Origin of the sequence: Burkholderia sp. HI2500, assembly GCF_002223055.1 — a bacterium.
Classification (GTDB): domain Bacteria; phylum Pseudomonadota; class Gammaproteobacteria; order Burkholderiales; family Burkholderiaceae; genus Burkholderia.
Window position 1 is genome coordinate 2,096,123 of the sequence record NZ_NKFL01000004.1, and the last position, 17,348, is coordinate 2,113,470.

16 protein-coding genes and 1 pseudogene are annotated in these 17,348 nt (G+C 69.0%); 6 read left to right on the forward strand and 11 right to left on the reverse strand.

Annotation, left to right across the window (positions count from 1 at the left end; genetic code table 11):
• From CFB45_RS12450 to hutH, 4 genes are read right to left on the reverse strand one after another with little or no spacing between them, the layout of a single operon-like run.
• Complete coding sequence (locus CFB45_RS12450) at positions 1-612, reverse strand: HutD/Ves family protein (protein WP_089425797.1); 612 nt, start codon at positions 610-612, stop codon at positions 1-3.
• A 2-nt stretch (positions 613-614) separates the two neighbouring features.
• Positions 615-2,303: a urocanate hydratase gene (gene hutU, locus CFB45_RS12455; RefSeq protein ID WP_089425798.1), complete on the reverse strand. Its 1,689-nt coding sequence runs from the start codon at positions 2,301-2,303 to the stop codon at positions 615-617.
• 39 nt (positions 2,304-2,342) lie between these two features.
• Positions 2,343-3,038, reverse strand: a complete 696-nt coding sequence (hutC, locus tag CFB45_RS12460) for a histidine utilization repressor (protein ID WP_069248398.1) — start codon at positions 3,036-3,038, stop codon at positions 2,343-2,345.
• 4 nt (positions 3,039-3,042) lie between these two features.
• Positions 3,043-4,566: a histidine ammonia-lyase gene (gene hutH, locus CFB45_RS12465; RefSeq protein WP_089425799.1), complete on the reverse strand. Its 1,524-nt coding sequence runs from the start codon at positions 4,564-4,566 to the stop codon at positions 3,043-3,045.
• A 213-nt stretch (positions 4,567-4,779) separates the two neighbouring features.
• Here hutH and CFB45_RS12470 point away from each other — a divergent pair, with 213 nt between their 5' ends.
• Complete coding sequence (locus tag CFB45_RS12470) at positions 4,780-5,700, forward strand: glutamate/aspartate ABC transporter substrate-binding protein (protein WP_089425957.1); 921 nt, start codon at positions 4,780-4,782, stop codon at positions 5,698-5,700.
• Positions 5,701-5,721: 21 nt separating this feature from the next.
• On the opposite strand, the gene CFB45_RS12475 is transcribed toward CFB45_RS12470, so the two are convergent.
• Together CFB45_RS12475 and CFB45_RS12480 are read right to left on the reverse strand one after the other, a co-directional pair.
• Positions 5,722-6,477, reverse strand: a complete 756-nt coding sequence (locus tag CFB45_RS12475) for a 4'-phosphopantetheinyl transferase family protein (protein ID WP_089425800.1) — start codon at positions 6,475-6,477, stop codon at positions 5,722-5,724.
• A gap of 138 nt (positions 6,478-6,615) precedes the next feature.
• A complete protein-coding gene (locus CFB45_RS12480) occupies positions 6,616-7,659 on the reverse strand; it encodes an alpha/beta hydrolase family protein (RefSeq protein WP_089425801.1) in 1,044 nt (347 codons plus the stop codon).
• Positions 7,660-7,856: 197 nt separating this feature from the next.
• Between CFB45_RS12480 and CFB45_RS12485 the strand changes: the two are divergent.
• From CFB45_RS12485 to CFB45_RS39435, 3 genes and pseudogenes are all read left to right on the forward strand, one after another.
• Positions 7,857-8,805, forward strand: a pseudogene (locus CFB45_RS12485) (LysR substrate-binding domain-containing protein).
• Between the two features lie 186 nt (positions 8,806-8,991).
• Entirely contained in the window at positions 8,992-10,218 is a 1,227-nt protein-coding gene (locus CFB45_RS12490) for an MFS transporter (protein WP_089425802.1), read from the forward strand.
• Entirely contained in the window at positions 10,209-10,331 is a 123-nt protein-coding gene (locus CFB45_RS39435) for a hypothetical protein (protein ID WP_256976638.1), read from the forward strand. Before CFB45_RS12490 ends, CFB45_RS39435 begins: the two co-directional genes overlap by 10 nt.
• Before the next feature lie 22 nt (positions 10,332-10,353).
• Here the strand turns inward: CFB45_RS39435 and CFB45_RS12495 are convergent, their stop codons facing one another.
• Positions 10,354-11,832 (reverse strand): cryptochrome/photolyase family protein, encoded by a 1,479-nt coding sequence (locus tag CFB45_RS12495; protein ID WP_089425959.1) that lies wholly within the window; start codon positions 11,830-11,832, stop codon positions 10,354-10,356.
• Between the two features lie 363 nt (positions 11,833-12,195).
• Between CFB45_RS12495 and CFB45_RS12500 the strand changes: the two genes are divergently transcribed.
• Both CFB45_RS12500 and CFB45_RS12505 read left to right on the forward strand, forming a co-directional pair.
• Positions 12,196-12,675 carry an SRPBCC domain-containing protein gene (locus tag CFB45_RS12500; protein WP_089425803.1) on the forward strand — a complete coding sequence of 160 codons (480 nt, stop codon included), beginning with the start codon at positions 12,196-12,198 and terminating at the stop codon, positions 12,673-12,675.
• A 13-nt stretch (positions 12,676-12,688) separates the two neighbouring features.
• Positions 12,689-13,141, forward strand: coding sequence for a nuclear transport factor 2 family protein (locus CFB45_RS12505; protein WP_089425804.1), 453 nt, complete (start codon positions 12,689-12,691; stop codon positions 13,139-13,141).
• Positions 13,142-13,204: 63 nt separating this feature from the next.
• Here the strand turns inward: CFB45_RS12505 and CFB45_RS12510 are convergent, their stop codons facing one another.
• From CFB45_RS12510 to CFB45_RS12525, 4 genes are read right to left on the reverse strand one after another with little or no spacing between them, the layout of a single operon-like run.
• On the reverse strand, positions 13,205-14,185 hold the full coding sequence (locus CFB45_RS12510) for an acetyltransferase (RefSeq protein WP_089425960.1): 981 nt from the start codon (positions 14,183-14,185) through the stop codon (positions 13,205-13,207).
• A gap of 17 nt (positions 14,186-14,202) precedes the next feature.
• The gene (locus CFB45_RS12515; RefSeq protein WP_089425805.1) at positions 14,203-14,994 is read right to left on the reverse strand and encodes an SDR family oxidoreductase; all 792 of its coding nucleotides are present in this window, start codon (positions 14,992-14,994) and stop codon (positions 14,203-14,205) included.
• Positions 14,995-15,036: 42 nt separating this feature from the next.
• The gene (locus tag CFB45_RS12520; protein ID WP_089425806.1) at positions 15,037-16,230 is read right to left on the reverse strand and encodes a sulfotransferase family protein; all 1,194 of its coding nucleotides are present in this window, start codon (positions 16,228-16,230) and stop codon (positions 15,037-15,039) included.
• A complete protein-coding gene (locus CFB45_RS12525) occupies positions 16,227-17,336 on the reverse strand; it encodes a DUF1214 domain-containing protein (RefSeq protein ID WP_089425807.1) in 1,110 nt (369 codons plus the stop codon). Before CFB45_RS12525 ends, CFB45_RS12520 begins: the two co-directional genes overlap by 4 nt.
• Between the last annotated feature and the right edge of the window lie 12 nt (positions 17,337-17,348).

Consider the following 17,348-nt stretch of genomic DNA (forward strand, 5'->3'; position numbering starts at 1 on the left):
TCAGTCTCGTTCGCCGATGGCGAGCGACACGGCGAGCAACGCGCCGCTCCCGCTCACGACGACGTCAAACGCACGCCGCGGCCCGTCGAGCCGCAGCGTGTCCATTTCTTCCAGGGTGTAGCGTGTGCCGTCGATTTCGACCGCGGCTTCGCCGGCCGCGCAATGCAGCAGCACGGTATCGGCATGCTCGATGCGGTGCGCGCCTGCGCGCCATACGTCGAGCGCGCCGCGCGCGGCCGAACGGCGCGTCATCAGGTTGAAGTCGCGCGTCGCGCCGTCGTGCAGCGTCGCGTCGATCGCCGCTTCCCCCACAAAATCCGCGCGGGCCAGCGGCGCGTCGAGCACGTGGCGGGCGCCGCCTGCCTCGGCGAGCGTCATGCCCGCGCCGGACAGCAGCACCAGCGTGCGGTCGATCCCGTCGAAACGCGAGAACGGCCCGGCCGTGCCGACGTCGGCGACGCTCACGCGCCACGCGAACGCGTCGAGCGCGGCGCCCGGCGGGAACGCGCCGATTTCGCGCGTCACGCCGCCACCGTTCTTCCATGGCGACGCGACGAGATCCGCCGCGCGGATCATCGTCGCAATCGCCGGCGCCTGGTGGAGCGCCGTCATGCTCAGCGGCCGAGCATCGGCAGCTTCAGGCCGGCTTCGCGGGCCGTCTGCTGCGCGAGTTCGTAGCCGGCATCCGCATGGCGCATCACGCCCGTCGCCGGGTCGTTCAGCAGCACGCGGCCGAGACGCTCGTGCGCTTCGGCGGTACCGTCGGCGACGATCACGACGCCCGAGTGCTGCGAGAAGCCCATGCCCACGCCGCCGCCATGGTGCAGCGACACCCACGATGCGCCGCCTGCGGTGTTCAGCAGTGCGTTCAGCAGCGGCCAGTCGCTCACGGCGTCCGAACCGTCCTTCATCGATTCCGTCTCGCGGTTCGGGCTCGCGACCGAGCCGGTGTCGAGGTGGTCGCGGCCGATCACGATCGGGGCCTTCAGCTCGCCGTTCTTGACCATCTCGTTGAACGCCTGGCCGAGGCGATAGCGATCCTTCACGCCGACCCAGCAGATCCGTGCCGGCAGGCCCTGGAACGCAATGCGCTCACGCGCCATGTCGAGCCAGTTGTGCAGGTGCGGATCGTCGGGGATCAGCTCCTTCACCTTCTGGTCGGTCTTGTAGATGTCTTCCGGATCGCCCGACAGCGCGACCCAGCGGAACGGGCCCTTGCCTTCGCAGAACAGCGGGCGGATGTAGGCCGGCACGAAGCCCGGGAAGTCGAATGCGTTCTCGACACCCATTTCCAGCGCCATCTGGCGGATGTTGTTGCCGTAGTCGAGCGTCGCCGCACCGCGTTCCTGCAGCGCGAGCATCGCGCGCACCTGGACGGCCATCGACTGCTTCGCGACCTTCACGATGCTCTGCGGATCGACCTTCTGCGCTTCGCGCCATTGCGCGACGGTCCAGCCTTGCGGCAGGTAGCCGTTGATCGGGTCGTGCGCGCTCGTCTGGTCGGTCACGCAGTCCGGCGTGATGCCGCGCGTGACGAGTTCGGCGAACACGTCGGCCGCGTTGCCGAGCAGGCCGATCGACACCGGCTTGCCGGTGCGCTTCGCTTCCTCGATCATGCCGAGCGCCTCGTCGAGCGTCGTCGCCTTCTTGTCGACGTAGCGCGTCTTCAGGCGGAAGTCGATGCGGGTCTCGTCGCATTCGACCGCGATCATCGAGAAGCCGGCCATCGTCGCGGCCAGCGGCTGCGCGCCGCCCATGCCGCCGAGGCCGCCCGTCAGGATCCAGCGGCCCGACGGATCGCCGTTGAAGTGCTGGTTCGCGACCGAGAAGAACGTTTCATAGGTGCCCTGAACGATGCCCTGGCTCCCGATGTAGATCCAGCTGCCGGCCGTCATCTGGCCGTACATCATCAGGCCCTTGCGATCGAGCTCGTGGAAGTGATCCCAGTTCGCCCAGTGCGGCACGAGGTTCGAGTTCGCGAGCAGCACGCGCGGCGCATCCTTGTGCGTGCGGAACACACCGACCGGCTTGCCCGACTGGATCAGCAGCGTCTCGTTCTCTTCGAGATCCTTCAGCGACGCGAGGATCTGGTCGTAGCATTCCCAGTTGCGTGCCGCACGGCCGATGCCGCCGTACACGACGAGCGCATGCGGGTGCTCGGCGACTTCCGGGTCGAGGTTGTTCTGGATCATCCGGTAGGCCGCTTCGGCCAGCCAGGTCTTGCAGACTTTCTCGCTGCCGCGCGGCGCGCGGATCGTGCGCGTCGGATCGAGACGGGGATCGATGTGTTTCGGATGGTTCATGACGACTGCTCCCGAAGGAAAATGACTATCAAATAGGAATCAGAAATGCCCGGTGAAGCGATAACGGCTGCCGGGATGCCACAGATTCGCCACCGAGGCGACGACGCCCTGCGACCAGGTGCGTCGATGTAAAACCAGACACGGCTCGACGTCGTCCATCCGCAGCTGCTCGCGCCGCTCCGGCGCCGGGGCCGCCGCTTCGATCCGGTACTCGACGCGCTGCAGCGGAGCCGCGCGCATCAGGTACAGGTTCGGCGTCGTGTTCGTGAAATCCTGCTCGGCGTAATCCGGCGCGACCGCCGGATTCACCCATCGTTCTTCGAGCTGCACGGGCTCGTCGTTCTCGAAGTGCAGCACCTGCGAATGAAACAGCTTCGTGCGCACGGCGACCTGCATCTCGTCGGCGAGCGCGTCGTCGGCGCGGATCGTGTCGAGGCCGAGCACGCTGGCGTGATACGCATGCCCGCGTGCGCCGACTTCCTCCGAGATGCTGCGGATCGCCACCAGCGTCGACTCGTACTTCGGCCGCGCGACGTAGGTGCCCGCCCCCTTCATGCGCGTGAGCACCTGCTCGGCCGTCAACTCGCGCAGCGCGCGGTTGACGGTCATGCGCGCCACCTTGAATTCGCGCGCCAGCTCGTTCTCGGACGGCACCTGATCGCCCTCCTCCCACTCGCCTGCGTGGATGCGGGCCAGGATGAAATCCTTGATCTCCTGGTAGACCGGCGCGCTCATGGGCTTACTGTTCCGACGCGAACGAGAACGGCGCGACCTTTGCGAACGCGCGCTCGCCGACCAGCTTGGCGATCACGGCGATGTCCGGTGCGAAGTAGTGATCGAGCTCGTAGTGCGCGACCTTGGCGCGGATCGTTTCCATCACCGGCGCCAGCTTCGGGCTCGTGTGGTACGGCGCGCGCAGGTCGACGCCTTGTGCGGCGGCCAGCAGTTCGATCGCGAGGATGTGCTTCGTGTTGTCCGCGATGTCGGCGAGCTTGCGCGCGGCGAACGTCGCCATCGACACGTGGTCTTCCTGGTTCGCCGAGGTCGGCAGCGAGTCGACCGACGCCGGGTGCGCGAGCGTCTTGTTTTCCGATGCGAGTGCGGCCGCCGTCACGTGCGCGATCATGAAGCCCGAGTTCACGCCGCCGTCCCGCACGAGGAACGGGGGCAGGCCCGACAGCGTCGCGTCGATCAGCAGCGCGATGCGGCGTTCGGCCAGCGCGCCGATTTCCGCTGCGGCGAGCGCGAGGTTGTCGGCCGCGAACGCGACGGGTTCGGCGTGGAAGTTGCCGCCCGACAGCACTTCGCCGGTATCCGGGAAGATCAGCGGGTTGTCCGACACGGCATTCGCTTCGACCAGCAGCACGTCGGCCGCATGGCGCATCTGGTCCAGGCACGCGCCCATCACCTGCGGCTGGCAGCGCAGGCTGTACGGGTCCTGCACCTTGTCGCAGTCGCGGTGCGACTGGTTGATCGGCGAGCCTTCGAGCAGGTCGCGATACGACGCGGCCGCGTCGATCTGGCCTTGGTGGCCGCGCAGCTCATGAATGCGTGCGTCGAACGGCTTCACCGAGCCGGCTGCGGCATCGACCGACAGCGCGCCGGCGACGAGCGCGGTGCGGTACAGGTCTTCGATCGCGAACATGTTGTCGAGCGCCAGCGCGGTCGATGCCTGCGTGCCGTTCAGCAGCGCCAGGCCTTCCTTCGCCTGCAGCGTCAGCGGCGCGAGGCCCGCGACGCGCAGACCGTCGATCGCGCTCGCACGCTCGCCGCGGATGAACACTTCGCCGACGCCCAGCAGCACGGCCGACATGTGCGCGAGCGGCGCGAGGTCGCCCGATGCGCCGACCGAGCCCTTCACCGGGATCAGCGGCAGCACGTCCGCGTTGAACAGCTTGATCAGCGCGTCCATCACTTCGCGACGGATGCCCGAGTGGCCGCGGCCGAGGCTCGACAGCTTCAGCGCCATCAGCAGGCGCACCGACGAGCGTGCCATCGGCTCGCCCACGCCGACCGCGTGCGACAGCACGAGGTTCTTCTGCAGCAGTTCGAGCTGGTCGTGCGGGATGTGCGTGCTGGCCAGGCGGCCGAAGCCCGTGTTGATGCCGTAGGCCGGCTCGCCCTTCGCAGCGATGTCGGCGACGGCCTTCGCGCCGGCGTCGATCTTCGCGAAGCTGGCCGGGTCGAGCGCGAGCTGCACGGATTCGCGTGCGATCTGGCGCAGTTGCGGGAGGGTCAGATGGCCGGGGGTCAACGTAATCATGTGAGCAATCCTGTCTAGACAAGTTCGGAATGGATTGAAGTGTAGCCACGCCAACTTGTCTAGACAACCCGTTTTTCATCGATTTCGACTCGGGAGTTTCCCTGATGCCCGGCGCGGCCCGCCGCATCGGCCCGTGCGATCCGGCGCTTAACAGTTGTTGCAATTATTTTGTTTTTGGCAACATACGGATCACCATTCGCCATGGAGACCGCCATGTCCTTCCCGTCACGACTCGCCATCCGGTTCGGCCGCCCCCTGCTGTTCGCCGCGTGCGCACTCGCGTGCGGCGCGTCGCTCGCCGCGGAGCCGCTGTCCGGCACGCTCGAGAAGATCCGGCAGAGCAACCTGATCTCGATCGGCCACCGCGAAACGTCGGTGCCGTTCTCCTACGCCGACGCGAACGGCAAGGTCATCGGCTTCTCGCAGGACCTGTGCGACCGCGTGATCGCCGCCGTGAAGGCGCGCATCGGCAAGCCCGACCTGCAGGTGCGCTTCATTCCGGTCACGTCGCAGAACCGCATTCCGCTCGTGCAGAACGGCACCGTCGATCTCGAATGCGGCGTGACGACCAACCTCGCCGCGCGTCACGCGCAGGTCGCGTTCTCGACCACCTTCTTCGTCGCGACGACGCGCCTGCTCACGCGCACGAGTTCGGGGATCCGCGACTTCCCCGACCTCGCCGGCAAGACGGTCGTGACGAACCAGGGCACGACGTCCGAACGCCTGCTGCGCAAGATGAACGAGGAAAAGAAGATGAACATGCAGATCATCAGCGCGAAGGATTACGGCGAAGGACGCCTCACGCTCGAATCGGGCCGCGCGGCCGCGTACATGATGGACGACGTGCTGCTCGCGGGCGTGCGCCAGCTCGCTGCGAAACCGGCCGACTGGCAGATCGTCGGCACGCCACAATCGTCGGAGGCCTACGGGTTCATGCTGCGCAAGGACGATCCGCAGTTCAAGGCGCTCGTCGACGGCGTGCTCGTGCAGTTGATGAAGCACGGCGAGATCGACGCGCTGTACGACAAGTGGTTCATGAAGCCGGTGCCGCCGAAGGGGCTGTCGTTCGACTTCGCGATGAGCGACGTGATCAAGGCGCGCTATGCGGCGCCGAACGACGCGCCGCTTGAATGAGCGCCGCGCGCTGACCGCGGCTCACGCACGCGTCCACGCGACGCATGCCGCATAGCCGGGCGCCGCGTCGAGCCACGCCGCATCGAACGCCGCGACGCCGGCGGCGGGCGCGGCCGGCTCGACGATCGTCGTCGCGGGGGTCGCGCCATCGCGCGGCGGCATGACCGCGAACGCGCTCAGCCCGCCGACGATGCCCGTGCCGAGCGCCTTGAGCAGCGCCTCCTTCGCACTCCAGACGCGCATGAATGCGCCGGCGCGTTCGGCCGGCGGCAGGCTGTCGAGATAGGCGGCCTCGGCGGGCGCGCAGACTTCGCGCGTCAGCGCGCGCCAGTCGGTCGCGCGGTTGCAGCACTCGATATCGACGCCCACGCGCCCCGCGGGGGCCCACGCAATCAACGCATGATCGCCCGCATGCGACACGTTGAAGTCGAGCGACGCGCGATGCGCGCCGTCCAGCGACGGCCGACCCGATTCATCGACGACGATCGCCACCGCCCGCGGCGCGATGCCGAGGGCCGTGCCGAGCACGTCGCGCAGCGCGGCGCGCGTCGCGGCGCTGCGCACCGTATCCTCATGCCGCATGAAGCGTGCGGCCCGCGCGCGCTCGCCGTCGCTCAGGGCCGCATACGCTGGCGACGCAAGCGGTACGCACCAGTCGAAATCGACACGCGCGATCTGCACGCCGGCGCGCGCCGCGGCGGGCGGCGCGTCGAGCCGCTGCATGCGCCAGGCGCGGGAGCTTTCAGACGGAGAAACGGAATCGGGCGGGACGAGCATCGACGTGCGGCGGCCTGTGGAAGGAAACGTCCGATGTTAATCGATCAGGCGACATGGCGAACCGTTGCGGCCCGCCGGCGTCGATGCCGAGCGCCGGCGCTTGTCCTCTCGGCATGCGCCAAGCATGACGAGGCCGCCCTATCGCCCGTTCGCTGCAACGCCCGGCACGCCGCTACCGGGCCCGCGCCCGCGCGATGCCGGGTGAATCGCATGCACGTTGCCCGGCGCATCGGCCGGCAGCGCGCCGTGTTGCAGCCAGTAGAGCGCGAGCGGCCACAGTGTTTCGGTGAAGCGGCTGTGGAAAAACGCGAAATGGCCGATCGCGTCGACGCCGATGTCGGCCGGCGCGATCCGCAGATGCGTGACGTCGCTGCCCGTGTAGTAGCCGACCAGCCGCTCGATCGCCGCGACCGTGCCGAACCCGTCGTCGTCGAGGCCAATCGCGAGCATCGGCGCCGACAGCCCCGCGAAGCGGGCGGGCAACGCGGCGCGGCTCGCGGCGGGTTCGGCGAGCGGGCCGCTCGTATAGCCCTCCTCGAAGCGTGCCTGCGAGCGCACCCACGACAACGCGACGCCGCGCGGCGTGTCCTCCATCCAGCCGAGCCGCTTCGCGGGCACGTAGCCGAACACGGCCGCGAGCACCGGCATCGCGACGTGCCACTTCCACCACATGCGCCGCCGTTCGGCCGGCCGGTAATCGCGCCAGTACGCATACTGCGCGCCGACCGTCACCGCATGCCGCACGTGGACGTTCGATGCGGCGAGCCCCAGCGCGAACCCGCCGATGCTGTGCGCGACGACGTCGATCGGCTGGCCCGGAAACGCGTCGCGTGCGTAGCGCAGCGCGGCTTCGCAATCGAGCCGCCCCCAGTCGAGCCAGTTCGCGCGCAGCTTCGCGAGCTGCGCCGGGCGCGACCCGCCGATGCCGCGATAGTCGTAGACGAGCACGTCGCGCCCCTGGGCGAACAGCCAGGCCGCGAAACGAAAGTAGTAGTCGCAACGCACCGACGTCGCGCAATTGATGACCGTCACCGGCCGCACGACACTGCCGCCGCGATGGCGCCATACATGGCCGCGCAATGCATAGCCGTCGGCCGCGCGCAGCGTCACCGGCTCAGGCGGCAATGCGTCCGCCGCGCGGGTGCCCTGCGTCATTTCGCTGCCTTCGTTCGAAATCGTCATCGTGTCTCCGGTCCCATGCTTCGCGGTCCGTCCGGGTGAGCGCGTCAGTGCCTGCCCACGTCCATGCTTCGCAGCCGGCCGGGGCGTCAACGCACGTGCGCCTGCGCCGCCTTCACCGCCCGCGCCAGCCTCCATTGAACTTGACGCGCCCCGCGTTCTCAACCAATCTTGCTGCTCCGTTCGCATGAGTCACGCGCATGTCAACGCCGCTCGTCCGTCTCCCGTCTCCCGTCGCTCGACCTCGTCCGCGGTTTCGTCGCCGTCGGCCGCCGCATGAGCATCACGCTCGCCGCGCAGGACCTCTGCGTCACGCAATCGGCGGTCAGTCGCCAGGTACATGCACTCGAAGCGCACCTCGGCGTCGCATTGCTGCAGCGCGGCTACCGGAAGATCGCGTTCACGCCGGAAGGCGAGCGGCTGTTTCGCGTCGCGGATGCGGCACTGCACGGGCTGCAGGACACCATCGCCTCGCTCGCGGCCACGCGCGAGCGCCAGCCCGTCACGATCACCGCCAGCATCGGCGTCACCGCGCTGTGGCTGCTGCCGCGGCTCGGGCGGCTGCAGGCGCGCCTGCCGGAGATCGACCTGCGCGTCGCCGCGAACGACAAGGTACTCGATTTGCGCGCCGAAGGCATCGACCTCGGCATCCGCTATTGTCCGCGCGACCGCGCGCCGGCCGGCGCGCTGCGCCTGTTCGACGAGATCGTCGTGCCGGTCGCGCATCCGGCGCTCGCCGCGCGGCCTGTCACGAACGCGGCCGCGATCGCCGACCACGTGCTGCTCGAATTCGACGGGCCGCCGCAGCCGCAATTGCAGTGGCGCGCGCACCTGCACGCGGCCGGGCTCGGCGACGCGCGCCCGAAAGGCGTGCTGCGCTTCAACCAGTACGACCAGGTGATCCAGGCGGCGATCGCGGGCCAGGGCGTCGCGCTCGGCCGGCTCGCGCTCGTCGCGCCGATGCTCGCGGACGGGCGGCTCGCGGTGCTTGGGCCGCACACGCAGGCGCTGACGGATGCGTACGGCTACTGGCTGTTCCAGCACGATCCGGCCCCGCGCCGCGAAGTCGCCGACGTGCGCGACTGGATGCTCGCCGAAGCGGCCGAATGCGATACCGCGATGCGTGCGCATGGCACTGCGTCGGTTTAAGCCGGCGCGGCGTCAGCAAACGATCCCGACCTGTGGCGGGCGCTCCGCCCCACTCCGCGCGCCCCACATCGCATTCCTGCCACGCATGCCAACCTGACCGAATGATCGCTTGAGCGACGACGGGCGCGATCGTCTAATCGGATCGAGCGCGGCCGTGTTGCCGCGCGCCTTCATCCGGAGACACGCATGACCCCGATCGAGCAGGAAGTCCGCCGCCGCTGGCTGCCCGTCCTGGCCGGCGGCCTGATCATGGGCGCCGCGCTCGGCATCCGCCACGTGCAGGGCCTGTTCCTCGCGCCGGTGTCGCTCGACCACGGCTGGTCGCGCGAAGCGTTCGGGCTCGCCCTCGCGCTGCAGAACCTGATCTGGGGCGTCGCGCAGCCGTTCACCGGGATGGTCGCCGATCGCTTCGGCTCGCTGCGCGTGATCGTCGCCGGGATGCTGCTGTATGCGGCCGGGCTCGTCACGATGGCGTATGCGGCGACGACCGGCATGTTCACGGTCGGCGCCGGGCTCGTGATCGGCATCGCGCTGTCGGGCTCGGCGTTCGCGTCGATCTATGGCGCGCTGAGCCGCCTGTTTCCGCCCGACCGCCGCGGCTGGGCGCTCGGCGTCGCGGGCGCGATCGGCGGGCTCGGCCAGTTCTGCATGGTGCCCGTCGCGCAGACGCTGATCGGCGGCATCGGCTGGCGGCACGCGTTCATCGCACTGGCGCTCGTCGCGGCGCTGCTCGCACCGCTCGCCCTGCTGCTACGCGACCGACCCGCGCGGGCTGCCGCCGCCGGCCCCGACCAGTCGATCGGCGAAGCCGTGCGCGAGGCGTTCGCGCATCGCGGCTTCTGGCTGCTGAACGCGGGCTTCTTCGCATGCGGCTTCCAGCTCGCGTTCATCGCGACGCATCTTCCCGCGTACCTGCTCGACCACGGGCTGCCGGCACGCCACGCGAGCGTCGCGCTCGCGCTGATCGCGCTGACCAACGTGGCCGGCACCTATGCGTGCGGCCATCTCGGCGGGCTGCTGCGGCGCAAGTACGTGCTGTCGGTGCTGTACCTCGTGCGGGCGCTCACGATGGCCGCGTTCGTCGCAGCCCCCCTGTCGCCCGCGAGCGTCTACGTGTTCGCGGCCGTGATGGGATTCACGTGGCTCGGCACCGTGCCGCTGACGAATGGCGTGATCTCGCAGATGTTCGGCGTGCGCTACATCGCGACGCTGTTCGGCTTCGTGTTCTTCGGGCACCAGCTCGGCAGCTTCTTCGGCGTCTGGCTCGGCGCGGTGGTGTACGACGCGACGCATTCGTACATGCCGCTGTGGATCGGCTCGATCGCCCTCGGCGTACTCGCGGCGTTGCTGCACCTGCCGATCAACGACGCGCGCGTCGCGCGCCCGGCATCGGGCAACGCGGCATGGGCATGATCCGCGCGGCGCTGGCCGCCGGCACGCTCGCGTTCGTCGCGTGGTGCGGCGCGGCCTATTTCAGTTCGGGCGTCGTGTACGCGCTGCTCGAACACGTCGCGTTCTGCAATTGATGCGGCCGTCCGGCGCGTGCGGTCAGCGGCGCTTCGGCAACGCCGCCAGCGCATCGAGCGCACGGGCACGCGCGGCCGCATGCTCGACGAGCGGCGCCGGGTAATCGACGCCGAGCCGCACGCCGGCCGCGTCGAGTTCCAGCGGCGACGCTTCCCACGGCGCGTGGATCGATGCGTTGTCGAGGCCGGCAAGCTCGGGCACCCAGCGCCGCACGTACGCGCCGTCCGGATCGAACTTCTGCCCCTGCGCGACCGGATTGAAGATGCGGAAATACGGCGCGGCGTCGGCGCCGCAGCCGGCCACCCACTGCCAGCTCGCCGCGTTGTTCGCGGGATCGGCGTCGACCAGCGTGTCCCAGAACCACGCTTCGCCCGCACGCCAGTCGAGCAGCAGGTGCTTGATCAGGAACGACGCGACGACCATCCGCACGCGGTTGTGCATCCAGCCGGTCGTCCACAGTTCGCGCAGGCCCGCGTCGACGAGCGGATAGCCGGTCAGCCCGCGCTGCCATGCGCGCAGCGCGGCGGGATCGTCACGCCACGGCATCGCGTCGAACTGCGCGCGGAAGTTGTCGGTCGCGAGCGCCGGGAAGTGGTACAGCAGCGTGTAGCTGAACTCGCGCCAGCCGAGTTCGCTCAGGAATTTGTCGGCGTCCGCGGCAACCGCCGCGCCGCCTGCGCTCGCGGCACCCTGCACCGCGTGCCACACCTGTCGCGGCGACACGTTGCCGAAGCGCAGGAACGGCGACAGCCGGCTCGTCGCGGGACGGTCGGGAAGATCGCGCGCGTCCGCATAGCCGGCGAGCGATGTCGTCAGGAACGCGTCGAGCTGCGCGTGCGCGCCGGCTTCGTCGGGCATGGGCCACGCATCGCGCAGGCCGCCGGCCCAATCCGGCGAATGCGGCCGCAACGCAAGCGCGTCGAGCGCCAGCGCGCGGTCACGCAGGGTTTTCGGCCACGGATGAAACGCGATCCGCTCGGGTTCCGGCAGCGGCGCGGCGACCGTGCGATCCCGTCGCGCCGCACGCCAGTACGCGGTGAACACCTGATACGGGGTGCCGCCGCCCGTCAGCACCTCCCACGGCTCGTTCAGCAGGCTGCCGTTGCTGCTCTCGACCGTGACACCGCGCGCCTTGAGCGAGGCCTTCAGCGCCGCGTCGGCGTCGCGCTGCGGTTGCGCGTAGCGGCGGTTCCAGTACACGGCTTGCGCGCCCGTGTCGTGCACGATGCGCTCGATCTCGCGCGGCGCGTCGCCGCGCAACAGCAGCAGGCGCCCGCCATGACGCGCGAGCGCCGCGTCGAGCCCGGCCAGCGACCCGTGCAGCCACCAGCGCGCCGCGCCGCCGAGCGTTCGTCCGGCGCCGTCGCCCGTGTCGTCGACGAATACGCAGATGAGCGGCCGACCAGATTCCACCGCGCGCGTCAGCGCGGGCTGGTCGGTCACGCGCAAATCGTCGCGAAACCAGACGATCACGGGAGCAATGGACGACTTGGCGGACACGGGCACCTCGAAGACGAAAGCGGAAAGAGACCCGTATTGTCGCGGCTGCGCTGCGTGGTGTCGACGTTCTGCGTGCATGATGCGCCGGCGCGCCCCTGCCGCCGACCGTCGCGGCGATCGCCCCCCCCCTGCCGCCCCGGTGAAACGCCTTAGTCCATTCCGACGATTCTTCGCCGCGTGCGCCGGCCTACGCTCGATGTCGGGTGCGCTGCGCTGCGCGGCACGTGCCGGCGAAAACGCCCCCGCACGTCCCGAGCCACACCCGTCACGCGCGCCGACCGATACCGGCGCGACTCCTTGCGACTGCCGCGACGCGTCCCGCCACCCGGGTAGGCGCGGTTTCATCCGATCCGATACATCGCCATGACCAAACCCTCGAATCTCGTCACCTCGATCACCGTCGACATCGACGCACCGGCCTCCGTCGTCTGGGAAGTGCTGACCGACTTCCCGCGCTACGGCGAATGGAACACGTTCTGCGTCGGCTTCGAAACGACCGGCAGGCTCGGCGATTTCGTGCACATGCAGGTGCGCATCCCGGGCACGGAGACCGTGATTCCCGTCAACGAGATCCTCGTCGCGTACGAACCCGAACGCCTGCTGTCGTGGGAGCAGCGCCCGACCGACGACAACAAGGACGCCGCGCGCCGCGACCAGTACATCGACGCGATCGGCGCGGAGCGCTGCCGCTATTTCACGACCGACCAGTTCCTCGGCATCAATGCGGACACGATCATGCAGAACCACGGCGCTTGGGTGAAACAGGGTTTCGACCAGTGCGCGCGCGACGTGAAGCAGCGCGCCGAAGCGCTCCACGCGGCACGCCGGCGCAACGGCGCGTGACCGGGAGCCGCCGATGCCCGATCTGCAAACGCTGTCCGACCATCACGACATCCGCGAGTTGATCGTCGCGTATTCGAGCGCGATCGACACGCGCGACTTCGACGCGCTCGACGCGGTGTTCACACCCGATGCCGCGATCGACTATCGCTCGATGGGCGGCATCGCCGGCCGCTATCCGGAGGTGAAGGTCTGGCTGCGCACCGTGTTGCCGCAGTTTCCGCAGTACCAGCACATGGTCGCCAACCTGTCGATCCGGCTCGACGGCGATACCGCACGCGGCCGCACGATCTGCTTCAATCCGATGGAAGTCGCGCTGCCGGACGGCGGCACGCAGGTGATGTTTCTCGGGCTGTGGTACGTCGACCGGTTCGTGCGCACCGCGCAAGGTTGGCGCATCGCCGAGCGCGTCGAGGAACGCTGCTACGGTCACAACGTGCCGGCCGTGCTCGCGGGCGCGACCGGTTGATCCATTCGCGATGCGCGCGTCGTGCGCAGGTGCACGGCGCACGCATCGTCGCAGCCCGCTGCGTCAATCGAGCCTGAACGCGGCCTCGAATCGCTCGGCAAATGCGTCGAACTCGGTTTCCGGCAGATGGTTGATGCCGCCCGCGCGCTTGCGCCCGCCGCCGGTCGGAAAGCCGCGACAGAATTCGTCGGCGCCGAGCGGCCGGCCATCGGGCACGCGCACGCTGACGACGAGCCCGCCGTCCGCGCGCGGCGACAGCACCGCGAGCGCCGCATGCGGCGCGTTGCGCATCCGTTCGTTCGCGAGCATGCCCGTCGCGCGCCGCGCCCACGGATGATCAGGCATCCGGACCAGCGTCGCACCGGGCACCTCGCGCAGCGGCGCGAGTGCGCACGCGCGCGCCATGTCGTCGCGGTAGCCGTCGCGCAGCGCGGCGAACACGGTTGTCTCGCGCACGAAATCGAGCGGGTCGACGCACGGCAGCATCGCATCGGCGAGCGCGGCCGGGTCGAAATGCAGATCGCCGACACACTCGCCGTACGCGTTGTAGTTCAGGTAGAGCCCGAGTTCGGCGAGCGTGTCGCGTTGCGCCTCGTCGATCCCGTGCTCACTCGCCAGCGCGTGGCCGAGCGCCGGCAACTCGTCGCCGAACGCCGCGACGATCGCCCAGCGCACGTGCCGGCCGTCGAGATAGCGGTTCACGATCGCGCTCGTGCAGACGTCGGCCGCCGTGTCGATATGCGCGTCGAAGCGCGGATCGTCGGGCAGTTCACCCGCGAAGTGATGGTCGAAATAGCGGACCGTCGCGCCGTCGCGCAGCAGCCGCGCACACGCGTCGCGATTCTGGTCGTGCGACACGTCGAGCACGGTGACGATGTCGCCCGCCCGCGCGTCGATCCGCTGGAGCAGCTTGATGTCGCGTTTCACGCCGGTCACGAGCGTGCCGTGCACGCCCTCCGCGAGCCGCAGCTGCTGAAGCGCGCACAGCCCGTCCGCATCGCCGTTGAATGCAAAGAAGTGTCGTATTTCGTGGTTGTCCTGCATGATCCTTTGCTCCATCGTCAGGGCATGAAATCGCCGCCATTCGCGTCGAGCGTCGCGCCCGTCACCGCATTCGCATAGTCCGACGCGAGGAACAGCGCCGCGCGCGCGCAGTCGTCGTCGGTCGGCAGCTTCGCGAGCGCGATGCTCGACGCGATCGGCGCGATGACCTGCTCTTCCGTCATGCCGTACTCGGCAGCCGCCTGCCGGAAATACGTCTGGGTCGGCACGCCCCACATCCACCCCATGTGGATGCTGTTCGCACGAATGCCGTGCACGCCGAGTTCGCGCGCCAGGTATTTTGCCGCAACCGCGAGCGCCCCCTTCGATACAGCGTAGCCGCCTTCCCCTGCAAACGGCTTGCGGGTCGCCTGCGTGTTGATCATCACGATCGCGCCGCGCTTGTGCCGCTTCATGTGCGGCACGACTTCCTGCGTGAGCGCCATCGTGCCGAACACGTTGGTGTCGAACACCACGCGCCAGCCATCCAGGTCGGCCTCCTCCACCGGTTCCGGAAACGTACCGTGCACGAATGCGCTGTTCACGAGCGCGTCGATCCGGCCGAAGCGCTCGACGGCCTGCGTCGCGAGCTGGCGGCATTGTGCACGGTCGGTGATGTCGGTCTGCACCTTCAGCACGTCGCAGTCGACGCCGAGTGCGTGGATTCGCGCTTCGGCGTCATCGAGCTTTTCGAGCGTGCGCGCCGCGACGACCACGCCGCGCGCACCCTCGCGCGCGGCCTCGACGGCGAGCTTCACGCCGAGCCCGGGCCCGATTCCGGAAATCACGACGATCTTGTCCTTCAGCAACATGGGTTGTCTCCTGGTTGTCGTTGATCTCGCGAGCAATGGCCGTCAGCCGGCTGCCCGCAGGTGCCGCGCGCGATACGCGGCGAAGTCGCGCGCGAGCTGTGCATCGGTGAAGCCGAAGCGCGCGATCGAATAGTCGTGCGGGGCACGCTTGTCGCGGCCGTTGCGCGCCATCCAGTCCGTCATCGCCGTGCGCTGCCGCGCATCGAGCGGCATCCCGGCAAACGCGTACACGGCCTCGGCAACGCCGAGCGGATTCGACACCGTGTCCTCGAAGCGCACGTCGAGGAAGCGGTCGGCCGGCAGCGCATCGCGCGCGGCCATCGCCGCACCGATCGCGCGTGCCATCCCCGCGTTCCACTGCGCACCGACGGCAAGCGGATCCGGATCGTCCGCATACATCTGCCACAACGTGTGCGCCATGCTCGCCATCGACGGAATCGTCTGCGCCGGATCGCGATGCGTGAGCACGACCTGCGCACGCGGAAATACGCGGCACAGCACGTCGAGCGCATGCAGGTGCTGCGGCGTCTTCAGCAGCCAGCGCGCAGCCGGCGCGACGCCGCGCTGCGCCTTTTGCCATTGCAGGAACTGCAGCATCCGCCTCAGGTACGTATAGACCAGCGTGAGATCCTGCCGCGCGAGCCACGCGGTGTAGCGCGGCACGTTCGCATACGAATCCATCGCGCACACGAACGCATGCTCCATCAGCATGAACTCCTCGTCCGCGAGCATCGCATCGAGCGGATGGATCGTCAGGATCTGCGGAATGCAGTCGATCATCGTCGCGACCTCGGCCCGCGCACGCGCGATGCGCACCGTCGGCTCGGCGAGCGTCTCGCCTGCAAGCGGCGCCGGGTAGCGGGTTTCCCACCACGCGGCCGCATGGAAGCGCGGGTCGACGGCCAGCAGGCGCTGCAGCAGCGTCGTACCGGTGCGCGGCAGGCCGACGATCACGAGCGGATCGTCGATCGCGATCTCCGCGATTTCCGGATGACGCCGGAAGTAATCCTCGATGACGAGCCGGTTCACGAGCTGGCCGACGAGCTTCTCGCGCATCATCTCCGCGCCGCGTGCGGACAGCGTCGCTTCGTCGATCAGCGACGCGCACATCACGTCGAGTGCTTCGCGATACGGCCCGTCACCGAATGCGGTCAGTCCGCCCGTGCGCGACACGGCTTCGGCGATCAACCCGTCGGGCGCGAGCAGCGTGCGGGTTCGATCCAGCGGCGCGTTCATGCGGCCTCCTTCAGCGTCGCGAGCTTCACCACCCGCGTGCGCGGATGCACCGGCTGCGCGGCGCCCACCCAGCGCCAGCAGATCGTGCCGGTGCGATGCCCGGCCGTATCGAGCCAGTTCGCATCGCCCGGCCGTGCGGCCGCGACGACCACCGTCACGCCGCCGTCCGCATTCAGCCGCGCGCTGTGCTTGTTTACGCAGATATCGAAGTGCCGGTAATCGAGCGATTCCATCCAGTAGTTGTTGAGCTGCACGTTCCAGAAATCGCAGTCGGGCACCGTGTCGACGTCGATCACGAGTGCTTCGTCATCGGCCAGCGACCAGCACGAGTGGTAGTAATAGATGTTCGGATCGCCGCCGACCGACTGGCACAGCGCCTGGTCGGCGGCCGGCAGCGCATTCACGTGCGACCGGTAGCTCGCGGCCCAGTCCGCGAACAGCTTCGACGTCTGCTCGACGAACTGCGCGGCGCGCGTGAGGCCGCCCTGCAGCACGAGCGGGTCGAGCGGCGCCGGGCGATCGTCGGCGCCGATGCGCTCGATCTTCAGTTGTGCCGGCGTTTCCGCGCGCCGGTCGAGGAAGGTCTGGCGCACCAGCAGCGCGTTGGTGCCCGGCTCCATGCGCACCCAGTTGCCCGCACGCGGCGTTTCGCTCAGCACGATCTCGAAGCTGCCGTCCGGCGCGATATCGAGCTGCTTCGCGTCGAGAAAGCCCGTCTGCAGCATCTTGCCGTCGGTCTCGTAGCCGCCCTTCTGCGTGCCGAAGCTCAGGTAGGCCACCGTGCCGCGCCGCCCCGTCACGCGATATTCGCAGCGGCCGTCGAGACGCGCGTACTGGTACAGGTTGTCGGGATTGTCGGCGCCGATCTTCGCGGTCTCGTGCGACGGCGAGAAAAAGCCCGGCCATGCACCGTCCGCGAACTCGACGTGCATCTCGAGCGCGATGCGCATCAGCCGGCTCAGGTAGCGGAATCCTTCCGCGCGCGTCAGCGGATCGTCCGGCGCCTCGGCGCGCAGGATCTGTTCTCCGCTGCGTTTCAGGGTGTCGCAGAAGTCGGCCCAGGTCTGGCCCGAAAGCAATTGCGTGGCACGTTTGTCGTCCGTCATGTGTCGTCTCCG